The 20,389-nt window shown below is 49.2% G+C and carries 11 protein-coding genes; 3 read left to right on the top strand and 8 right to left on the bottom strand.

Annotated elements, in window-relative coordinates:
* Nucleotides 1-9: 9 nt before the first annotated feature.
* The 4 genes from H6B30_RS10950 to H6B30_RS10935 all read right to left on the bottom strand — a co-directional run bounded on the left by H6B30_RS10950 (nt 10) and on the right by H6B30_RS10935 (nt 9,324).
* Nucleotides 10-2,913: a PD-(D/E)XK nuclease family protein gene (locus tag H6B30_RS10950; protein ID WP_205110541.1), complete on the bottom strand. Its 2,904-nt coding sequence runs from the start codon at nt 2,911-2,913 to the stop codon at nt 10-12.
* On the bottom strand, nt 2,910-6,119 hold the full coding sequence (locus tag H6B30_RS10945; protein ID WP_205110539.1) for a UvrD-helicase domain-containing protein: 3,210 nt from the start codon (nt 6,117-6,119) through the stop codon (nt 2,910-2,912). The genes H6B30_RS10950 and H6B30_RS10945 overlap by 4 nt, the downstream gene beginning before the upstream one ends.
* A 253-nt stretch (nt 6,120-6,372) precedes the next feature.
* Nucleotides 6,373-8,304 (bottom strand): DUF5686 family protein, encoded by a 1,932-nt coding sequence (locus H6B30_RS10940; RefSeq protein ID WP_205110537.1) that lies wholly within the window; start codon nt 8,302-8,304, stop codon nt 6,373-6,375.
* A gap of 147 nt (nt 8,305-8,451) precedes the next feature.
* Nucleotides 8,452-9,324, bottom strand: a complete 873-nt coding sequence (locus H6B30_RS10935) for a sigma-70 family RNA polymerase sigma factor (protein WP_205110535.1) — start codon at nt 9,322-9,324, stop codon at nt 8,452-8,454.
* A 217-nt stretch (nt 9,325-9,541) separates the two neighbouring features.
* On the opposite strand from H6B30_RS10935, the gene H6B30_RS10930 reads away from it, so the two are divergent.
* The 3 genes from H6B30_RS10930 to nifJ all read left to right on the top strand — a co-directional run bounded on the left by H6B30_RS10930 (nt 9,542) and on the right by nifJ (nt 15,196).
* Nucleotides 9,542-10,186 (top strand): hypothetical protein, encoded by a 645-nt coding sequence (locus H6B30_RS10930; protein WP_205110533.1) that lies wholly within the window; start codon nt 9,542-9,544, stop codon nt 10,184-10,186.
* 195 nt (nt 10,187-10,381) lie between these two features.
* Nucleotides 10,382-11,569, top strand: a complete 1,188-nt coding sequence (locus tag H6B30_RS10925; protein ID WP_205110531.1) for an ATP-binding protein — start codon at nt 10,382-10,384, stop codon at nt 11,567-11,569.
* A gap of 48 nt (nt 11,570-11,617) precedes the next feature.
* Complete coding sequence (gene nifJ, locus H6B30_RS10920) at nt 11,618-15,196, top strand: pyruvate:ferredoxin (flavodoxin) oxidoreductase (RefSeq protein ID WP_205110529.1); 3,579 nt, start codon at nt 11,618-11,620, stop codon at nt 15,194-15,196.
* Between the two features lie 102 nt (nt 15,197-15,298).
* On the opposite strand, the gene H6B30_RS10915 is transcribed toward nifJ, so the two are convergent.
* The 4 genes from H6B30_RS10915 to nadC all read right to left on the bottom strand — a co-directional run bounded on the left by H6B30_RS10915 (nt 15,299) and on the right by nadC (nt 20,318).
* Nucleotides 15,299-15,706 (bottom strand): DUF4112 domain-containing protein, encoded by a 408-nt coding sequence (locus H6B30_RS10915; protein ID WP_205110528.1) that lies wholly within the window; start codon nt 15,704-15,706, stop codon nt 15,299-15,301.
* Nucleotides 15,707-16,142: 436 nt separating this feature from the next.
* On the bottom strand, nt 16,143-17,768 hold the full coding sequence (locus H6B30_RS10910) for a dipeptidase (protein ID WP_205110526.1): 1,626 nt from the start codon (nt 17,766-17,768) through the stop codon (nt 16,143-16,145).
* A 61-nt stretch (nt 17,769-17,829) separates the two neighbouring features.
* A complete protein-coding gene (locus H6B30_RS10905; RefSeq protein WP_205110525.1) occupies nt 17,830-19,476 on the bottom strand; it encodes a M23 family metallopeptidase in 1,647 nt (548 codons plus the stop codon).
* The gene (gene nadC / locus H6B30_RS10900; RefSeq protein ID WP_205110523.1) at nt 19,470-20,318 is read right to left on the bottom strand and encodes a carboxylating nicotinate-nucleotide diphosphorylase; all 849 of its coding nucleotides are present in this window, start codon (nt 20,316-20,318) and stop codon (nt 19,470-19,472) included. The genes H6B30_RS10905 and nadC overlap by 7 nt, the downstream gene beginning before the upstream one ends.
* Between the last annotated feature and the right edge of the window lie 71 nt (nt 20,319-20,389).

Below are 20,389 nucleotides of genomic sequence, written 5' to 3'. Positions count from 1 at the left end.
TCTTGTTGGTTACAGGCCGCAGATGGCGGCGTAAGGGCATGTCTTGCAGATGTTGTCGTCGGCCGTTGGAACAAACGGTATGTCGGGGTTGAACATGTCGTTTACCTTTTCCTTTATTTGTTCGGAAAACCTGTCGCGGTGCTCCATGACATCTGTTATGGGGGCCTTGCCGAAGCACAGCGTCGGGTCGTAATCGTCGCCGGCTGTGTGCTGTATGAAGAGCAATGCCGGGCTGACAGGCAAATTGGCCGGATTGAGTTGCGCAGACTCTCCGGCAATCAGGCTGTAGAGCATGGCCTGCAGGTAGTAGTCGCTGTGGTCTTTGAGCCTCGACGGGTCGAACACTGCCTCTATGTCTGGCAATGGCTTTATCTTTTTGCCGCCGGTCTTGTAGTCTACGACACGAAGACGCTCGCCGGCCCCGTCGCTTATACGGTCGATACGGTCGACCCTGCCGCCAATGGTTGTAGAAATGGTGCTGCCGCCTGCTTGAATCACGAAGTCGCGGCGCACATCTTCCTCAAGGCCGACAATGCTGAAAGGCGCCTGCTTCAAGTCTATCTCGATGAGACGGCGCAGGTACATTATTATGACGGCCCTGTTTATCAGTTGCAGTCCGTTATATTCAGTGGCCCTCACTCGGCCAGCCTTTATCTTGAACAGCTCGCTGTTGAAAGCCGAGTCGACAGCCCGCTCAATTGCCGCCGGTTGGCTGAGCAACGACTTCAGGGCACTTGGTGTTATCACGTCTTGCCGGCCTGACAGCTGCTCGTATATGTATTGGGCCGCCAAGTGGAATATGTTGCCAAACACCCGGTTGTCTATACCTTCGTCATCGTCTTGAAGTTCCTTGATATTGCAAACGTAATTGTAATAGAATTGCAGCTGGCATCTCATGTACCTGTTGATGGCCGATGGGGTGAGCAGCGCCTGTGGGTTGCGCGACAAATCAAACCTGGCCAGCAGGTTGTCCATTATGTGGCCCGACTTCTTTACCTCCCTTGGATTGCACACGGCCGGCGTCTGCCCCGACTGAAGGGCTTTTTGGGCAATGGCATGGTTGCTCTCAACCATTATCTGCAACATGAACCGGCTCATCTCGCCGGCATTGCCGTTGCTCACGGCGTTGTTGTATAATATGGTGATGTCGGTGGCGCGTTGTAGCAAGCGGTGGAAATAATAAGAGTAGACGGCCACCTTGTTGTCGACCGTCGTCAGTTCGTGGGCTTTCCTTATGCTGTATGGTATGAAAGATGTGTCGTTGACGCCCTTGGGCATGTTGCCTTCGTTGCAAGAAAGGATGAGCAAGTGGTCGAAATCAAGGTTTCTTGTCTCCAACACCCCCATCACCTGTACCCCCACAGCCGGCTCCCCGTGGAAGGGGATGCTTGTCGACTGTATTATCTGGTTGAGCAGCCGTTGCAGCGTTATGACGTCTATTGTCAAGTCGCCCGAAGCAATCAGTCCGTCGAGACGGTTGACCAGCGTGTACATTTTAAACAACGACTCCTTGAAGAGCGGATCTTTTTCGTCGGCAGAATTGTCGGCTATGCGCTTTAAGAGCTTGATGACCCATGAGGTGATTTGCCCCGCCCGCGTCGCATCTGCTGCGCCGTTGGCTGTGTCTTCAAACAGCAGTGAAAGCCCGTCGTCAATGCACAAGGTGGCTCTGTCGGGGAAGTAGACTTTGGCGTCGGTGTTTATTGCCTTGTGCAACTCTTTGCTTCCGGCAGAGATGTAGCACGCATAAGGGTGATTAAGCACAGCGTTCACATAGTGCAGCCGGTATCTGTCGTGGTTGGCATCGTATCCTGAGGTCTGCAAGGCTATCAGGGCATAGAGCAAGGAGCTTAGCGGTGACTGCGAAAGCGGGTAGCCTGTTGTTATGTTAACGCTCCCGATGTCGTCAGGCAGGCTGTGTATCACTGCATTCAGCAGGCTTTCGTTGCACAAGACTACAGCCGTGGAACGGCCTGCCGCCATGCGTCCATTGTCGTGAAGCCATTTGCTAACATAACGCGCCTGTATGTTTTCTGTCGGTGCAGAGATGTATGTAATCTGCTTGTTGGCGGCAAAGTTGTCGTATATGTCGGTTGCGTGGCTGTCCAGTTCGTTGGGGAAATCGCTCAGGTACGACGAGATGTAATGGCCGGCCTCATGCTGCACAGGGCCGTCGGCAGCCATGTAGTACTTGTCCAAGTCCCAATAGAAGCGGGCCTTGCCTTCGCTCTTGAGATGCTTGAAAAGCTGCCTTTCAACTTTTTGCAGCAGGTTGAAGCCTACGAAGATGTAGCTGCCATGACTGAACTCCACGGCCGTGTCGGTTACAACCCTACGGTATAGGGCACCTTCGTATGCCATCCCCTGGGCAGTGAGGCGCTCGTTATAGTCTGAATAGATGTCGCCGAACTTGCTCCACAGCCTCAAGAAGCGTCTTTTCAGTTCCGAGTCGTGGTCTTCTGTGAAATTGCTGAAGAACGTCTTTATTGCCTCTATCTGCTCAGGGCTGAGGTAAGCAACGCCATCCAGCTCGTGTATGTCTTTTAGGTTGGCAAACACTTTGCCGGCATCGGCCATGTTCTTGTCAATGTCGTCGAAGTCGGAAAGCAGCAGCTGGCCCCATCCGTAGAAATGGTCGAGGGGCTCGTCGATTCCGGTGCAGGCAACGAAACTCTTGTGAAGATCGCAAACCAACTTGATGTTGTCGCCGACTATAAGGTCGGAGTGCTCCCTGAACAAGTCGCTGATGGTTGTGTACACAGGGCTCCACACGGGCTTTCCCGCTGCACGCACCAAATATTCGTTGAGAAAGAGAGACGCACGCTTGTTGGGGAACACAATCATAGTGTCAGCAAGGTTGGTGCCGTGTTTCGACACTATATCCCGTGCGACGTATTCTAAAAATGTTTTCATACTTCTTCTATCCTGTTGTTGTAAACATACCAAAGGTAACCTTTAACGTCTGCATATCCCATAGACGAGATAAGCTCCATGTATTCGCCCACTTGGCGATGGTGCTCTTCGCGCGGCGTGCCAAACTTGAAATCGACCACGATGACCCGTTTGCCGTCTGTCATCACCCTGTCGGGCCTGCGCTCCATCAGTTGTCCGTTGCCATCCATAGACAGGATGGAGCATTCATTGAACAGAGTCCATTTGCCTGAGAACCAGTCTTTCACCCTGCTGTCGGTCAGTCGCTTGTGCAACATATCTATTATAGTCTGGCTCTTGTTGCTGTCGGTGGGCAATATTCCGTCGGCCCGGAGTTGAGCAAGCACCTGTCCTATGTCTGCAGTGGTGGCTATCGAGGAAAACACCTTGTGCAGAATGCTGCCCATCTTGATATAGTTGTCTTTCTCTTTTTCTGCATTTGTGGTTTCGGTAAACTCCTTGCTCCTGTTGCTCTGCCTGAATTCGGTGGTGTTCCTGTACGTTTCTATGACAATGCCCTCGGTTTCGGGCTCTTCCAAGAACATGTTGTCTGTGTGCATCGACTTTTTCTTTACGCCAAGGCTTAGTGTTCCATATTCAAACGTCATCGGCTCATCTGGGGAGTCTGGCTGGCACAGGCGTGCGTCGCCAAGGACATCGGCAACTTGAGGCAGGCACTCTTGTATCAATTCCGAACGTGAATTGGTGGCGTTGTATTTGCCAATCACGAACAGGTTGCGGCTGGCACGCGTAAATGCCACATACAGCAGATTCAGATTGTCGACGCAGTTTTGCAAGCGCTCCCTGACATATTCTTTTTCGTATACGGTGCCCATCAGTCCGGTGCCATAATCGACCGGAATCAATGGAATCATGTTGAAAGGCGCCGTCTCGGGCCTGCACCATATTATGTTACCCGAAGTTTTTTCCATCTGCCAGTCACAGAAAGGCAGTATTACGTTGTTGAACTCAAGCCCTTTGCTCTTGTGAATGGATATGAGCCGTATGCCGTTGAGCTTGTTGCTTTGTATGGTTGTGCTGCCAATGCTTTCGTCCCATTTGCTCACAAAAGTGTCGATGTCGGCCGCCATGTCTGATGTGAAGTTGCAAAGCTGGTCGAAAAAGGCACATACATAAGCGCTCTGGTCGTCAAGGCGCTTTAGCTGGAATATGTAGTATATCCGTTCGGCCAAGTCGTAAAGCGGGGTGCGGCGAAGCGACTCCATTGAGTCTACATAGGTTTTGGGAAGGAGCGACTCAGGGCCACCATATCCTGTAATCTCGTCGTCTGTGATATTGTTTCCGCAAACAGCATTCTGGTATGCCTTGGCCAGAAACACCTTTGCGATTGAATCGTCAGGATGGTTAAGCAGGTGCAACGCATTGACAATCACCCTGACAGCTATTGAGGCGTCGAGGCGGAAGGCCTCGTCGGACACTATGCTTACCGAAGGCTCGTGTTCGGCAAAGTATCCGGCGATGAGCGGTATGTACTTGTTGTTGCGCACTAAGATGGCTATCTCGTTCTGTGGTATGCCCAAGGCCGTCAGTTGTCTCACTCTTTCGGCTATCCCCTCCAGGGTCTGTTGCTGGTATTCGGCAGGCGGCAGCAACTCTATGCTCACATAGCCCTCGGCGCGCCTGTGTTCGGGTATGCCCTGGCATACGTCGCTGTAAGCACTACGCAACTGTTCGGCTGCAGCGGTTTCTCCCTCGGCCTGCGCGGCATATTCCTTCTCGGCGGCGGCTGAGAAAAATGCGTTGTTGAACTCAATGATATTGCGCTCCGACCTGTAGTTGGTTCCAAGATTCCTGATGTCGAGCTGGCGGTCAGGGTGGGGGAACTCGTGTTCGATATCGTTGAGAAGCCGCCAGTCGCTGTCGCGCCATCTGTAGATGCTTTGCTTGACATCGCCCACAATAATATTGTTGGCTGCCTCGCGGCTCATGCAGTCGGCAAGCAGAACCTTGAAGTTTCGCCACTGTATGGTGCTCGTGTCCTGAAACTCGTCTATCATGATGAACTTCAGCAGGGCACCTATTTTTTCATAGATAAATGGCGAGTCGCTGTCGTTGATGAGCGACATCAGCAAATACTGTGTGTCACTTAGTAGAAACCTGTTGGATGTCTCATTCAGTTCGCGAACCTTCTGTTCTATGCTTCCAAGGAGGCGCAGCTGGCTCAGGTGGCGCAGCGTCAGCTCTGCCGACTTATACCTGCACCATTGCACAGGCCTGTCGTCGACTGCCTTTTTCAGCAGGCCGATGAGCTTCTCTTCTGCCAGTGCACTGATTAACTTGCGATTGGGATGGGTCTTGCTGACCCATTTGTCGGGCTGCTCCATGCATTCGGTTATGCGCTTGCCCACAATCTTTTCGTCAAGCGTGCCTTTCTGAATCTTCAGGAAAAAACCGCATACGCCTCGGTCTTTGGACGCGAAGTCGTCGACAACAAGGCCGTTGTCAGAGATGATGTCGAAAAAAGTGTCGGCATAGCCTTTCATGCGTGCTGCAGCCGATGCCTTTTCTGAATACAACACCGACTTGTACTCATCGAACAAGGCGCCGTTGCCGATGGTACCAGCCAGCTGGCCTCTTGCTTCCTTATAGAATTCTCTGAAAATGGTAGTGCCAAAGGCCTTGATCGAACCTATTACATTCCAGCTCTTGTCTTCCGAAATGTTGTCGGTGATAAACCGCATTATCCATTGCAACAGTTCGTCGTGAGGCCCCAGACCCTCGATAAGGGCGTCGACGGCCTGCTCTTCTATCTGCTTGTCGTTGAGCTCTATGCGCAGATTGGCAGTGAGGTCGAGCTCCCTTGAAAGGTTTCTGAGTATGCTCTGGAAGAAAGAGTCAATGGTCTCAATCCTAAATCCATTGTAATTGTGGAGCAACAACCTCAGCGCCAGTCCCGCCTGCCGGCTGACAAAGGCAGGCGAGGCGTCGAGACCAGCGCAAATGGCTTCGGTATAAGAGCGTGAGTCGTCGAGTTGCTTCCATATCCCGTACAGCTGGCTGAGTATTCTGGTTTTCATTTCTTCGGTAGCCTTGTTCGTGAATGTCACGGCGAGTATGGAGCGAAAGTCGTATGGGTTGTGAATAAGCAATTTGATATATTCTATTGCCAAGGTGAATGTCTTTCCACTTCCGGCACTGGCTTTATATACAATTAGGGGTTTGTTCATAATAATAAATATGTGTGAGGGTAGGGTGTTGCACGTGGATGTTCCATGTCATCTCAATGCTGTTTAATATTGCTGTTGAAACTACTGGGGACGCCATGCAAGTGTTCAGGCAATACTGCAATATTATTGCAACAAGATATTGAAGTACAGTAATTTATCAAAAGTCTTGCGCGTAACGAAAAACTTTTACATGGCCAATCAACCATATTGCAGGGCGCAGACCGCCGGCTTATTGCGTTTAGGGCTCTTTTTACTACCATCTTCTGAATAATTCAAATGAGAATTTGCTGCCGAACTCATTGAAACTGCCATTGAGGAAACTCGCAAACAGACCTATAGAGAAATATCTGTTGGTGAGTCCGTAGCCTATTTCCGTGTATGGGCGCGTGTGTTCTATCTGTAGGAAATTTGCATATATACGTTCTGTCTCAATGTATTTACCGATGAGGGGTATCCAAGTGACAAGCAGCAGTGGCGACTCGTAGGATACATTAGTGCGGAAGTAATACTTTGATGCATTATACCATTGGCTGTTGAGGAGCTGGAAATCGCCTGTCCAGTCATCGTCCCAGCCACCGGGGATGTAATTGTCGTGGAAGTTGGCGAAGTCAACAAAGTAGTCGGTCGACTTGTTGGTGTAGAATCCGCCGCCGGCTCTTAGGTTGTATTTACGCAGGCTGTGCAACACCTTCTTGAACGAGGCGTCAAACTCCCAACGCTCGTATTTAATGTTTGATTGCAATATGTTGGTAAGCCCTCGCTCATAGTTAGCCGTGAACGTGGGCCATACCGGGTGGGGACGGAAAGTCAGCGTGACCATTGGCGCAAAGCTTCTGTATTCTGATGGCTTGCCCAATTGCTCCATCTCATGCCTGTTAACGGCAGAACGCCGGTGGTAGACGAAGCCCAAAGCCATCTCAAGATGCTTGGTAATCTGCATGTTACCCGACAGGCTCACCATCTCATCGTCGAAATAGTCGAGGTTGAGCGACGAGAAGTCGATTGTGTCGCGGTTTTCTTCCTGAATTATTTCCAGTACGCTCGAGTTGGTTATCCTGTTGCCGTTGGCCCATGTCAATTCCACCCATCCGTTGCGTTTCGCATCGAAGGTATAGCGGAGTGGGGCGTTGAAGTAAAACTTCTTAATCTTGAAATTGTATCCCAGCCTTGGCGTGAAGGTTATGTATCTGTCCGGCGCAAATATGTATCTGGCACCAATGTCCATCTTGTATGCAAGTCCGTGGCTGTGGCTATAGCTCAAGTATAGGGGGTTGAACAGCGGCGATAATGTCACCGATGCGTTATCGTTACTTGCATCTTGGCCGCTCAGGATATAGTCGTCGACGATGTCCCATGTTTTTTTCAGCATCTTGTTCTTGCGCTTCACAACCGTTGCCTGGGCGGAGTCTTTAGCAATGTTTTCTTGGATGTGCTCTCGATAGATGGATTCCTCTATACGTTCCAACGGGTCGGGCCTAACGCTGTCTATTATGCTTTCTGCTTTTTTGTCGTCGATGGAGTCAATGTCTGGCACTTTGCATTCAAAATTTGCATAAAACCTTACCCTGAGCTCGTTGCCCATGAATTTGAATACGGCCTTTGAGTCGCAACGTGTAGGCAGTAGGGCATAGGGGGTGTCGTCATCACCCATGTATGCATTTACCTCAAAGGTAACCATGTCGTACTCTCCGCTAAAGCGTGTGTGGATTATCTTGCCTGTATATCTGTCAATTATTGCAAAGCCTTTGACCAACTGTGTGTTGTTTAACTTCGGGGTAAAGTTGACGCAAGCCCTGCCTTCATCGCTAATGCTTATCCTGTATCTATAGAAAATCCTGTTGTTGTAATTGAACGGCGACAGCATGTATTTGTCGAACAGTGATATGCCATAGAGGTTGGGAATGATGAAGCGCATCATTACGTCCATTGCCTTCCTGTTGTGAGGAATGGTGCTTTTCAGCGTTTTTTGGTCGATGCGGTAATCGTCAATGGCCTTGAATGATATCCTACCGATGTTCTCACCGATGTAATTCCTGTTACCTCTTGCTATCGAATACATCGTGGGCACAAATATTAGGGTGGGGTTGCGTCTCACTGTCCTGAAGCTGTACTTGAGGTAAAAGTCGTCGGTGAAACCGCTGATGCTCGGCGCAAGGTTCCTTTTATATGAAAACAGCCTATCCATCACCAACGAGTCTGCTGTGACTTTGGCAAAAATAAAACTGGGCATATATAGAAATATGCCCAGTAATATTATTCTTACAAACGGCTTATATTTCACGACTTCAAAAATAATAATTATTATTGAGGCCGCAAAATAATATAACTCTTTTTAGCCTAAATATTTCATCAATATTTTGGCATTGCCGCTATCACGCAATTTGGCTATGCTCTTTTCACGTATCTGGCGAACACGCTCACGTGTCAGACCCAGCTGGTCGCCAATCTCCTCGAGGCCCTTCTCATGGCAACCGATGCCAAAACACTCACGAATGATGGTTATCTCGCGATCTTTCAGAACCTTGTTGAGTACGGAATTGAGCTCTTGTGCCATTGACTCATGGTCTACATGCCTGTCTGTACGGCTGTCTTCGCCACTGGCCATTACGTCGAGCATGCAATTGTCTTCGCCGTCCTGGAATGGGGCGTCTATCGATACGTGGTGGCCGTCGGCCATCAGGCTTTGGCCAATCTTGTCCTCGTCGAGGTTTGTCGCGGCACTCAATTCTGATACAGAAGGATGGCGCTGGTTCTCTTGCTCGAACTTATTGATTTCGTGATTGATTTTGTTGAGAGACCCTACTTGGTTGAGCGGCAGGCGCACAATGCGGCTTTGCTCTGCAATAGCTTGCAGGATGCTCTGCCTTATCCACCACACTGCGTATGAAATGAATTTAAAGCCTCGTGTCTCGTCAAACTTCTGTGCGGCCTTAATTAACCCAATATTTCCCTCATCTATCAAGTCAGTGAGCGTAAGCCCCTGATGCTGATATTGTTTGGCAACAGATACAACAAATCGAAGATTGGCCGTCACCAGCTTGTCCTTGGCTCTTTCGCCTTCAATACCACCTTTGCGGATTTTTTGAGCCAACTCAATTTCCTCATCGATGGAAATCAGCGGGGCGCGGCCAATTTCTACCAGGTACTTATCCAAAGCTTCGCTTGAACGATTAGTAATGCTCTTTTGAATTTTTAATTGCCTCATATCTATTAATTAATGCCTAAATAGTCTGTAACTGTCTGATAATCAATCGTATATCATATATACTGCTCTTAAGCGGTGCAAAATTACAAAAAAAACAGATACATTGCTCTCTTTTTTGCAAATATTTAACGTTAAAAAAGACAAACGGCGTTTTTTCTCATGCAAAATTTCCGCGATTCGGTAATAATTATTATTTTTGCTGGAAAAACGAAGAAACATGAAAAAGATAGCTTTATTTATAATATGTGCATCCATGGTAGCTATTGGCATGGGGCAGACTATGCCGGGCAGGATTACTCGGACAACCGTATTTGAAACATTCAGGCCAGCAATAATTACATTGAACGATGGCAAGCTCCTCAAGCAAAATGAAGCGAATATCTTCCTTAAGAATAGTTCCTTGGTATATAAGCATGGGCGCTTGAATATGGAGGCTGACATGGATCAGGTGGAGTCTGTAAATTTTGGAGACTGCGAATATGTGCGTGTCGATTCTGTTTTAGCCCGTGTGGTTGATACTCTCAACAATGATAAACTTCTTTGCGTATCGCTGATAGATGTGGATGCATACCGCACACAATTGCTCAATAACAGGCAGATAACGAATCTTGAGCTTCGAGAATTTGTAAATGTGAACGGTTCGGACGCGTCGCCGGAGGTACAAAGCAATTATCCCATGCGCAATACATTTTATTATGATATCGATGGCAAGATAATCAAGGTTCATGAGCGAAATCTCAAAAAGTATATTAACGACAAAAATAGGCGATTGTACAAAACCTTGCTGCAGTCACCAGACTTCAGTTGGGAAGACCCCACATCGCTCATTAAATTACTTAAACTGATCACAGCAACTACTTGATTTGCTGATGTTTATCATAATGCCGATTATCTGAAATTTAACACGGTTGTCGGAGAGGCAATATTGAGTGGTCGTTTTCAGTATTGTCCGTTGAGAAACTATTTTTGGTGCAAATTGCTATATATACTTTGCAAATTGCAAAATATTTGCTAACTTTGCAGTAAAGTAGCGAGATGTGTTTAAAATTAAAGTGATATGGAAGCTTTCTTTAGAACCCATGCCTATTTGGTCGAGCATACCAATGCACCAGTACGTCGCATGCTGATGGATGAGATAGACTGGAATGACCGCATGATTGGCATTAAGGGAACTAGAGGTATTGGTAAGACGACTTTTCTTTTGCAGTATGCCAAAGAAAACTTTGATGTGAATGATAGGCGTTGTTTATATATAAATATGAATAACTTCTATTTTCAGGGTCGTGGCATATTTGATTTTGCAGGAGACTTCTATAAAAATGGAGGCCGTGTCTTGTTGATAGACCAGGTCTTCAAGGAGCCGAATTGGAGTAAACAGCTTCGTGATTGTTATGATAAATACGACAAGTTGAAAATTGTTTTTACCGGTTCAAGCGTCATGAGGCTCAAGGAAGAGAACCCGGAACTCAATGGCATTGTAAAAAGCTACAATTTGCGGGGATTTTCTTTCAGGGAGTTTTTGAACCTCCAGACAGGCAATAACTTCCGGCCTTATACTATGAAGGAAATTATAAACGACCACGAACATCTAATCAAGCACATCTTGCCTAAGGTGTCACCCAACAAATATTTCAAGGAATATATACACCATGGCTTCTACCCTTTCTTCCAAGAGCATCGCAATTATTCCGAGAATCTGCTGAAGACCATGAATATGGTGACTGAAGTTGACATCTTGTTCATAAAACAAATCGAGCTGAAATATTTAACAAAGATAAAGAAATTATTCTATCTACTGGCGGTTAACGGTTCTAAGGCCCCCAATATCAGCCAGTTGGCCCATGATATTAAGACAAGCAGGGCAACAGTAATGAATTACATCAAGTATCTGGCTGATGCAAGGTTGATAAATATGATTTATCCTATTGACCATAGTTTTCCCAAAAAGCCGACCAAGGTGATGATGCATAATTCGAATCTCATTTACGCAATATACCCGATAAAGGTTGAGACACAGGATGTTATGGAGACATTTTTGGTTAATTCCCTTTGGAAAGACCATTTGGTTAATCAGAGTGGCCGCGACAATTTCTATACGATAGACGGCGACATGAAATTCAGGGTGTGTGACGCCAACGATTTCAGCCGGATAAAACCGTCATCCGATACGATATATGCGAGATATAATACCGAAGTGGGTAAAGGCAACGAAATACCCCTTTGGTTGTTTGGTTTCTTATATTAGACATAAAGGAACTTTTGTTTATTCATTAATATTTTATCTATTCAAAAAATGGCTAAAGAAAAAAAATTTATCACTTGTGATGGTAATGAGGCCGCTGCTCACGTGAGCTACATGTTCTCGGAAGTGGCAGCCATCTACCCTATCACTCCGTCATCTCCGATGGCAGAGCATGTTGATGAGTGGGCCGCCCGTGGTCGCAAGAACCTGTGGGGCCAGGAAGTCACCGTGCAGGAGATGCAGTCTGAGGCAGGAGCAGCAGGAGCCGTACACGGTTCACTGCAGGCCGGAGCCCTTACGACAACATTCACTGCATCGCAGGGACTTCTGCTCATGATTCCAAACATGTATAAGATTGCTGGTGAGCTGATTCCTTGTGTTTTTGATGTTTCAGCACGTACACTGGCATCTCACTCACTCTGCATCTTTGGCGACCATCAGGACGTCATGGCTTGCCGCCAGACAGGCTTTGCCATGCTTTGCGAGGGTTCTGTACAGGAGGTTATGGACCTTACAGCTGTTGCCCACTTGGCATCACTTAAGACATGCGTTCCGTTCGTAAACTTCTTTGACGGATTCCGCACATCGCACGAGTACCACAAGATTGAACTCATGGAGGAAGACGACATCCGTCCGCTTGTAGACGAAGCAGACATCAAGCGTTTCCGCGACCGTGCATTGTCTCCAGAGCGCCCTGTTACCCGTGGTACAGCAGAGAACCCCGAAACATTCTTCACTCACCGTGAGGCCTGCAATGAGTATTACGACAAAGTGCCTGAGGTCGTTGAGATGTACCTTGGCAAAATCAGCGAAATCACTGGTCGTGAGTACCACCTCTTCTCATACTATGGAGCAGAAGATGCAGACCGCATAATCATTCTTATGGGTAGTGCAACCGAGGCTGCACGTGAGGCCATTGACTATCTGAATGCAAACGGCCAGAAGGTCGGCATGGTATCAGTTCACTTGTACCGTCCGTTCTCTGTCAAGCACCTGCTTGCTGCAGTTCCCAAGACCGTTAAGCGCATAGCAGTGCTCGACCGCACAAAGGAGCCCGGCGCAGAGGGTGAGCCGCTGTACCTTGATGTAAAGAGCGCATTCTACGATGTTGAGAACAAGCCTCTCATTGTAGGTGGTCGTTATGGCCTTGGCTCAAGCGACACCACACCTGCCAAGATCATTTCTGTATTCAACAATCTGGCATTGCCAGAGCCCAAAAACCATTTCACTGTTGGTATCGTTGACGATGTTACATTCACATCGCTGCCACAGGTTGAAGAGATGGCATTGGGCGGAGAAGGCATGTTCGAGGCCAAGTTCTACGGACTGGGTGCTGACGGTACTGTTGGTGCAAACAAGAACTCCGTCAAGATTATCGGCGACAACACCAACAAGCACTGCCAGGCATACTTCTCTTACGACTCAAAGAAGTCTGGTGGTTTCACCTGCTCACACTTGCGCTTTGGTGACTCCCCCATTCGTTCTACTTATCTGGTGAACACACCTAACTTCGTAGCATGCCACGTTCAGGCATATCTCCACATGTATGACGTTACCCGTGGTCTGCAGAAGAATGGCACATTCCTGTTGAATACAATCTTCGACGGTGAAGAGCTTGTGAACTTCATACCTAACAAGGTAAAGCGCTATTTCGCCCAGAACAACATCACGGTATATTACATCAATGCAACAAAGATTGCACAAGAGATTGGCCTTGGCAACCGTACCAACACAATCCTTCAGAGCGCATTCTTCCGCATCACCGGCGTTATACCTGTTGACCTGGCTGTAGAGCAGATGAAGAAGTTCATCGTTAAGTCATACGGCAAGAAAGGTCAGGACGTTGTAGACAAGAACTATGCCGCTGTCGACCGTGGTGGTGAATACAAGCAACTCGCCATCGACCCGTCATGGGCAAATCTGGCTGACGATGCTGTCAAGGAAGACAATGCTCCCGCATTCGTTAAAGAGCTCGTTCGTCCTATCAACGCCCAGGCCGGTGACCTCCTCAAGGTTTCTGATTTCGTTAACCACGGCACAGCCGACGGTTCTTGGCAGGTAGGCACGGCTGCATACGAGAAGCGCGGTGTTGAAGCATTCGTTCCTGTATGGAATTCAGAGAACTGTATCCAGTGCAACAAGTGTGCTTATGTTTGTCCTCATGCATCAATCCGTCCGTTCGTGCTTACTGACGACGAGTTGAAAGGCTACGCCTCTCCCACCCTTGAAATGAAGGCTCCTGCAGCAATGAAGGGCATGCACTTCGTGATAGGTGTTTCTGTAATGGACTGCCTCGGCTGCGGCAACTGCGCCGACGTATGTCCCGGCAACCCGAAGAAGGGTAAGGCTCTTACTATGGTTCCGTTTGCAGGAGACGAGAAGAGGGCTTCCGAGTGGGATTACCTTGTAAAGGATGTTACAAGCAAGCAAAACCTTGTCGACATCAAGAGCAATGTGAAGAACTCTCAGTTCGCAAAGCCTCTGTTTGAGTTCTCTGGTGCTTGCGCCGGTTGCGGTGAGACACCTTATGTGAAGCTCATCTCGCAGTTGTTCGGCGACCGTGAGATGATTGCCAACGCAACAGGTTGCTCATCTATCTATTCTGCATCTATTCCTTCAACACCTTACTGCACAAACGAAGAGGGTCACGGCCCTGCCTTCAACAACTCGTTGTTCGAAGACTTCTGCGAGTTCGGTATGGGTATGGCTCTTGGAAACAAGAAGATGAGGGAGCGCATTGAGTTGCTGTTCAAGGAAGCCATAGCCAAGGAAGGCACACCGGCCGAGTTCAAGGCAGCTGCCGAGGAGTGGATAGCCGGCAAGAATGACGCCGATGCATCTAAGGCTGCCGCTGCAAAGCTGAAGCCGCTTATCGCTGCCGGTGCCGAAGCCGGATGCGAGCTGTGCAAGGAGCTTAAGACTCTCGACCACTATCTGGTTAAGCGCAGCCAGTGGATTATCGGTGGTGACGGTGCTTCTTACGATATCGGCTACGGCGGACTTGACCACGTTATTGCAAGTGGTGAGGATGTTAACATCCTGGTGCTCGACACCGAGGTTTACTCTAACACCGGTGGCCAGGCATCCAAGGCTACTCCGCTCGGTGCCATCGCCCAGTTTGCTGCCCAGGGCAAACGCATCCGCAAGAAGGATCTCGGCATGATAGCAACAACTTATGGTTACGTTTATGTTGCTCAGATTGCCATGGGAGCCGACCAGGCTCAGTGCCTCAAGGCCATACGTGAGGCCGAGGCTTATCCCGGACCGTCACTCATCATCGCCTACGCTCCTTGTATCAACCACGGTCTGAAGGCCAAGGGCGGCATGGGCAAGAGCCAGGCCGAAGAGGCAAAGGCTGTTGAGTGTGGCTACTGGCATCTGTGGCGTTACAATCCTACGCTTGCCGACGAGGGTAAGAATCCGTTCTCACTCGACTCAAAGGCACCGGATTGGAGCAAGTTCCACGACTTCCTCATGGGCGAGGTTCGCTACCTCTCTGTAAAGAAGGCATATCCTAACGAGGCAGAAGAGCTCTTCGCCGAGGCAGAGCGCATGGCACAGCTCCGTTACAAGAGCTATGTGCGCCAGACTTTGATGGACTGGAGCAATGAAAACCAGCCTGAAGCATAACAAGGCATTGCCTGCATTATAACTTGAAGCCTCCTGCCCGAAAGGGCGGGAGGCTTTTGTTTGTTGTCCATTCGGTCGCGAGTCAGATTGCGGAGCGGGCAATCAAAGCAGCCAGACGAGCATGGACAAAACATACCTCATCAAAACGATGGTCAGCTTGACGAGTATGTATATTACAACAACCATGAGCACAATGAGCACCACAGTGATGGCAGCCTTCTTGTTGACGGCACTTATCGTGGCCCTGTCACCATGTATAAAACCATCTATTAGTTTGAAATTCTGCATGTACGACCGTTTGAAAATATCCATCATGTCGCCTATGCCCAATGGAATCATGCCTATGGCAAGGTCACATAGAGAATTATATATGATGGCAAGAGTAAGTGGCAGCGACTTTATTTTGAATATGCTGATATACAGATACGGCAATGTCAATAGTTGAGTAATAAAGTCGCCTACCCCTTCAAGCAACAGACCAATTACGGCATCGAGATAGTATCTGTCCATCCATTTGGCAATTTGCCCAATGCATCTGTACGTCCCCGATTCTTTTATGCCGGCATATTTTAAATGATTGTATTCTCCCATGTCTACTTGTCTGGCATTATTGAAAGCAACATTATTTCGCTGCAAATTTAGCATAAATATTTCCAAACCCTATCATCCGTGCCATTTAATGTTGCCCAAGGATATCATGTATAGTTAAAAACGTGGTTGATGTAATGGCAGATAGCATACGGTTGGCAACCATTTCTGCCAATGGGCCGTGCCATGGTGGTTTATCGCACTGCACCACCACATGTCGGCAAATAACAAATCATGCCGTTTTGCAGTGCAAAACGGCATGATAAAGAAATGTAAGTGGCTTCCGCCGATTGTCAATGCCACGCAAGTGCAGCACGAAATCCAGCCCGTGTTGCTCAGGCGCCAATACCATTGGCTGTCACTTATTTCCACGCTTAAGCATCTCCCTTGCATACTTTGTCGGATAGCCTGGCCTTTGAGGACGCTCAGCCAAGCCGTTGGCAGTGCGCAAGAACCTGCCCGACTTCTCGGGTTTAACCACCATGTCGTTGTACTTCACAATGATGTGCACTGCCAGTTGCTGCCATCGTGCGAGCATTTGCTGGGCTTTTTCGGTTGAGTATTTTGTAAGATAAGCGGCCGCTTCAGCCGGAGATTGCTTGTATAAGCTCTGGGCGTGACTTTCAACCGACTGCTGGGCTGCAAAGTATGAAGCATCGAGCGAGTCGCGCACGGCCTTCAAACTTGGGAACATCTGCTCATATCGCGGATATACCATGTTGCTAACCCAGTTCTGCATCCAGAACGCATTGTCCTTAGAGAATGTCACAGCGTCGGCCCCGGGGGTATTGTAGCAGTGGGGAGCCTTGTCCACACAGCAGTAAACAGGAGTAAAGGGAGCCATGTTGGCATCGTCGTTGGCGAACCAAAGCACACCGCCAATCTCACGCGGCAGCCATGAGCGCATCTGGCTGACAAACACAAAGCCCGACTGTTGGGTTGATATGGGGCGCTCATTGAAGCATTTTTTGCCGTCCACCTCGTATTCGAGCGGGGTAAGCCGATAAGGCATCTGCCATATTCCTCCGCCTATATCACCCTCCTTGTCGAGCGCGAAAGGCGTTCCCTCGTAGTGGTCGCGCATGGCGTTTTCAATGTCGGCTACCGTAAGTTTCTTGTTTGGGATAATCCACAAGGGCATGGGTTCTGCATCGGTTGCGGTGCCCTCGGCGTATGGAACATACTTGTCCATGCCATTGCCAAACATGTTGAAGAAGCTCCAAACCCTGGCCTCGCACCAGCGGCGACCGCCAAAGTCGGGGGCTGCATAGGTCATACAGAAATTAAAATCGGCGTCTTTCCCATCATACCAGCCTTTCTCGCGTGCAAACTTTACAACATTCTTTGAGAACATAACGTTCTTCTTGTCTTTCTGGTCGAATGTCCTAATCCGGCTTTGGTTGGCATGTGCGCAAATGGCATCGTCGGGTATGCGTATGGCTACCCAAACAACGCTTTTGCTTCCGGGGCCGCAACCCATCATCTCCATTATCCACGCCTCATTGGGATCGCATATTGTGAATGTCTCGCCCTCGCTGTTATAGCCGTATTCCTCGGCCAGCTCGGTCATTACCGATATGGCCTCCCTTGCCGTGCGCGAACGCTGCAAGCCTATGTAAATCAGCGAACCGTAATCCAAAATTCCGGTAGAGTCAACCATCTCGGGGCGACCTCCGAATGTGGTTTCTGCAATGGTGACCTGAAACTCGTTGATGTTGCCAATCACATTGTATGTCACAGTCGCCTCTGGTATCTGCCCGTGATACTCGTTGGTATCCCAGTCATATATGTCGCGCATCTCTCCTTTGGCGTGCTTGCCGGCAGGATAATGGCAAAGGTTCTGGAACATGCCGTAGTCATCGGCACTGTACGAACACATCACAGACCCGTCCGCGCTCGCTTTCTTACCTACTATCAGGTTTGTGCATGGCAGTGCGTAAACAGCTACTGCAAGCATGCTTAAAACTAATGATATCTTCTTCATTGATTGTTTTGTTTATGTTAATTACAGGTTATGGTGAATCATGAAGTACCAGACGCAAAGTTTAATACACCAGTGCGTCTCTGACTACAGTCTTGTTGTTTCTGTTGTCGGTGACAACAAACGTCAATGTGCGCAAACGCCCAGCCTTTTTCACTGGAGTATCTGTCAGCGAACATACGTATCGGCTGCTCTTGTCGACATGCTCAAACAGAATGAACTCATTGTCGATGTAGCCTTTCACGGATTTCACTCCGCTTTCTCCGTCGGTTACGTTAAACTGCAGCCTGTCGTTGTCGTCCCAGCCATTGCGCCCAACCTTGACCACCGTAGGCGGGCGGTCGTCATAAGCAAGTCCGTAGGCAACCCCGAGCTCGCGTATGCGTGCGGTCACCCAGCCATTCTTGTATGTGCCTCCGAAATACCGGCCGTCGCCGCTCCTGACATACAGCTTGCTTGGGTCTATGCCTCTCGCCCGCACGGCCAGCCCCAACTCTGCCCACGACGCAAGCGGGCAAGCACTGTCATAAAAAGAATACATTGACATGTTGGGATCTTCCCTCTTTATCTCTATCGGACGGAGCATTATGTCGCCATCGAGTATCCCTTTAGGTATTACGAGCCAAACGCCGGGATATGAGTATGTTGAAATTTCATTATGTTTCATTGTCTTTCCGTTGGCTGGCTCTTTCTTGTGACCCAACTGCGTTTTGACGCCGCTCACCACAAAGCTATAGACAGAGGTGTTGCCATAATAGTCGGTAAGAGAATACTCTACCGTATAGTCTCGCTCTTCGTTGAAATCGACAATGCCGCCGTTGCTGTCGGTAGTGATAAACGGCAATGTATTGCCCTGGGTACGGAACGATTTCATGTACCAAACCCCGTAGCGCAGGTAATGCTCATAGTCGCCCCAATAGTTTATGCGGCGGTTTGCAAATGGCGGTATACCGTCAACGCAACTCCTGAACACCTCCCTGCCGTCTACCCTCAGCACAGTTTCCCTCACTCCGTACCTGTTGTATGTGGCCTCCGTGTAATCGTTGGCCCATATTCCAAAGCCCACCTTGCCCCATGCAGTAAACCTTCGGGCCAGCTTGTGTGAACCGAAGCCAAACGAACGCTTGGCCACCCCTCCCTCAAAGATGCCTTCGCCCGCCACGGGATAAGCCATGAATGCATGGGCCATTGGCGCCATGCCGTCGGCCACGCAGCTGCCCAGAACGTCAAGCGGGTCACGCAGCCGCCCCGTGCGTGTGTCGTGCATCTCAAGATGCAGGTGTGGTGCTTCGCTTGCGCCCGTGTTTCCGCTCACTGCCACAAACTGACCGCGGGCCACCGGACATGCCAGCGGCCCCAGGCGCACGTCGGCCACATAAGACTTATGCGCATACTGCCATTTGCGAAGCAACCTGGTAATTGCGGGGGTGAAAGATTTCAGATGGCAATACACACTGGTATTGCCATCTGGGTGGGTGATGTACAATGCATTTCCAAAACCTGACAGACCAACAGTTATCCTGCTGACATATCCGTCTGCCACAGCCATGAGCCGTTTGCCTTCCACCCCATCGGTCTTTACGTCTATGCCGCAATGGAAGTGGTTGAGCCGTGGTTCGCCGAAGTTGCCAGCCAGGGTGACGTCATAGCCTACAGGCGAAGCGTAGGTGACGCGTATCGCCAATAACAATCCTGCTATTGCGCTCAGCATGCCTTGAAGCTCATGTCGAGCCCTTTCACAGAGTGGGTCAATGCCCCTACCGACACAAAGTCGACGCCACACTCGGCATATTGGCGTATGGTGTCGAATGTTATGCCGCCGCTTGACTCTGTTTCATACTTACCGCCAATCATGTCGACGGCTTTCTTCGTGTCTTCAACAGTGAAGTTGTCGAGCATTATGCGGTCTACCCCGCCGTGCGAAAGCACCCTTGAAAGCTCATCGAAGTTTCTCACTTCAATCTCTATTTTCAAGTCGAGCCCTTTCTCCTTCAGGTATTTGTGGCATCGGTCGATGGCGTTTTCAATGCCGCCTGCAAAGTCAACATGGTTGTCTTTGAGCAATATCATGTCGAACAGGCCAATGCGGTGGTTGCATCCTCCGCCTATTTTCACGGCCTGCTTTTCAAGCATCCTCATGCCGGGAGTGGTCTTACGCGTATCGAGCACACGCGTGTGCGTGCCTTCCAGTTTCTCAACATACTTGTGGGTCATCGTGGCTATGCCGCTCATGCGCTGCATGATGTTGAGCATCAGGCGCTCGGTTTGCAACAATGAGCGCACCCTGCCGCTTACCACCATGGCCACGTCACCTTTGTGTACCGTAGAGCCGTCGCCCATGAGCACCTCGACCTTCATGTCGGGGTCGAACCGCCTGAACACCTCTTTTGCCACCTCTACACCGGCCAGTATGCCGTCTTCCTTGATAAGGAGCTTTGAACGGCCCATTGCCTCTTCGGGTATGCAACACAGTGTTGTATGGTCACCATCGCCAATGTCCTCGGCGAAGGCCAGGTCTATCAGCCTGTCTTCTAATTCGTTAACGCTTAGCATATTTCTATTCTTTATACTCTAAAACCCAATTGAGGGTGTTTTCTTGTCATTGATAAGCACCGCCAGATGGC

Origin of the sequence: Marseilla massiliensis, from assembly GCF_016899955.1 — a bacterium.
GTDB classification, from domain to species: domain Bacteria; phylum Bacteroidota; class Bacteroidia; order Bacteroidales; family Bacteroidaceae; genus Prevotella; species Prevotella intestinigallinarum.
This window is presented reverse-complemented; position numbering and strand designations above follow the sequence as displayed.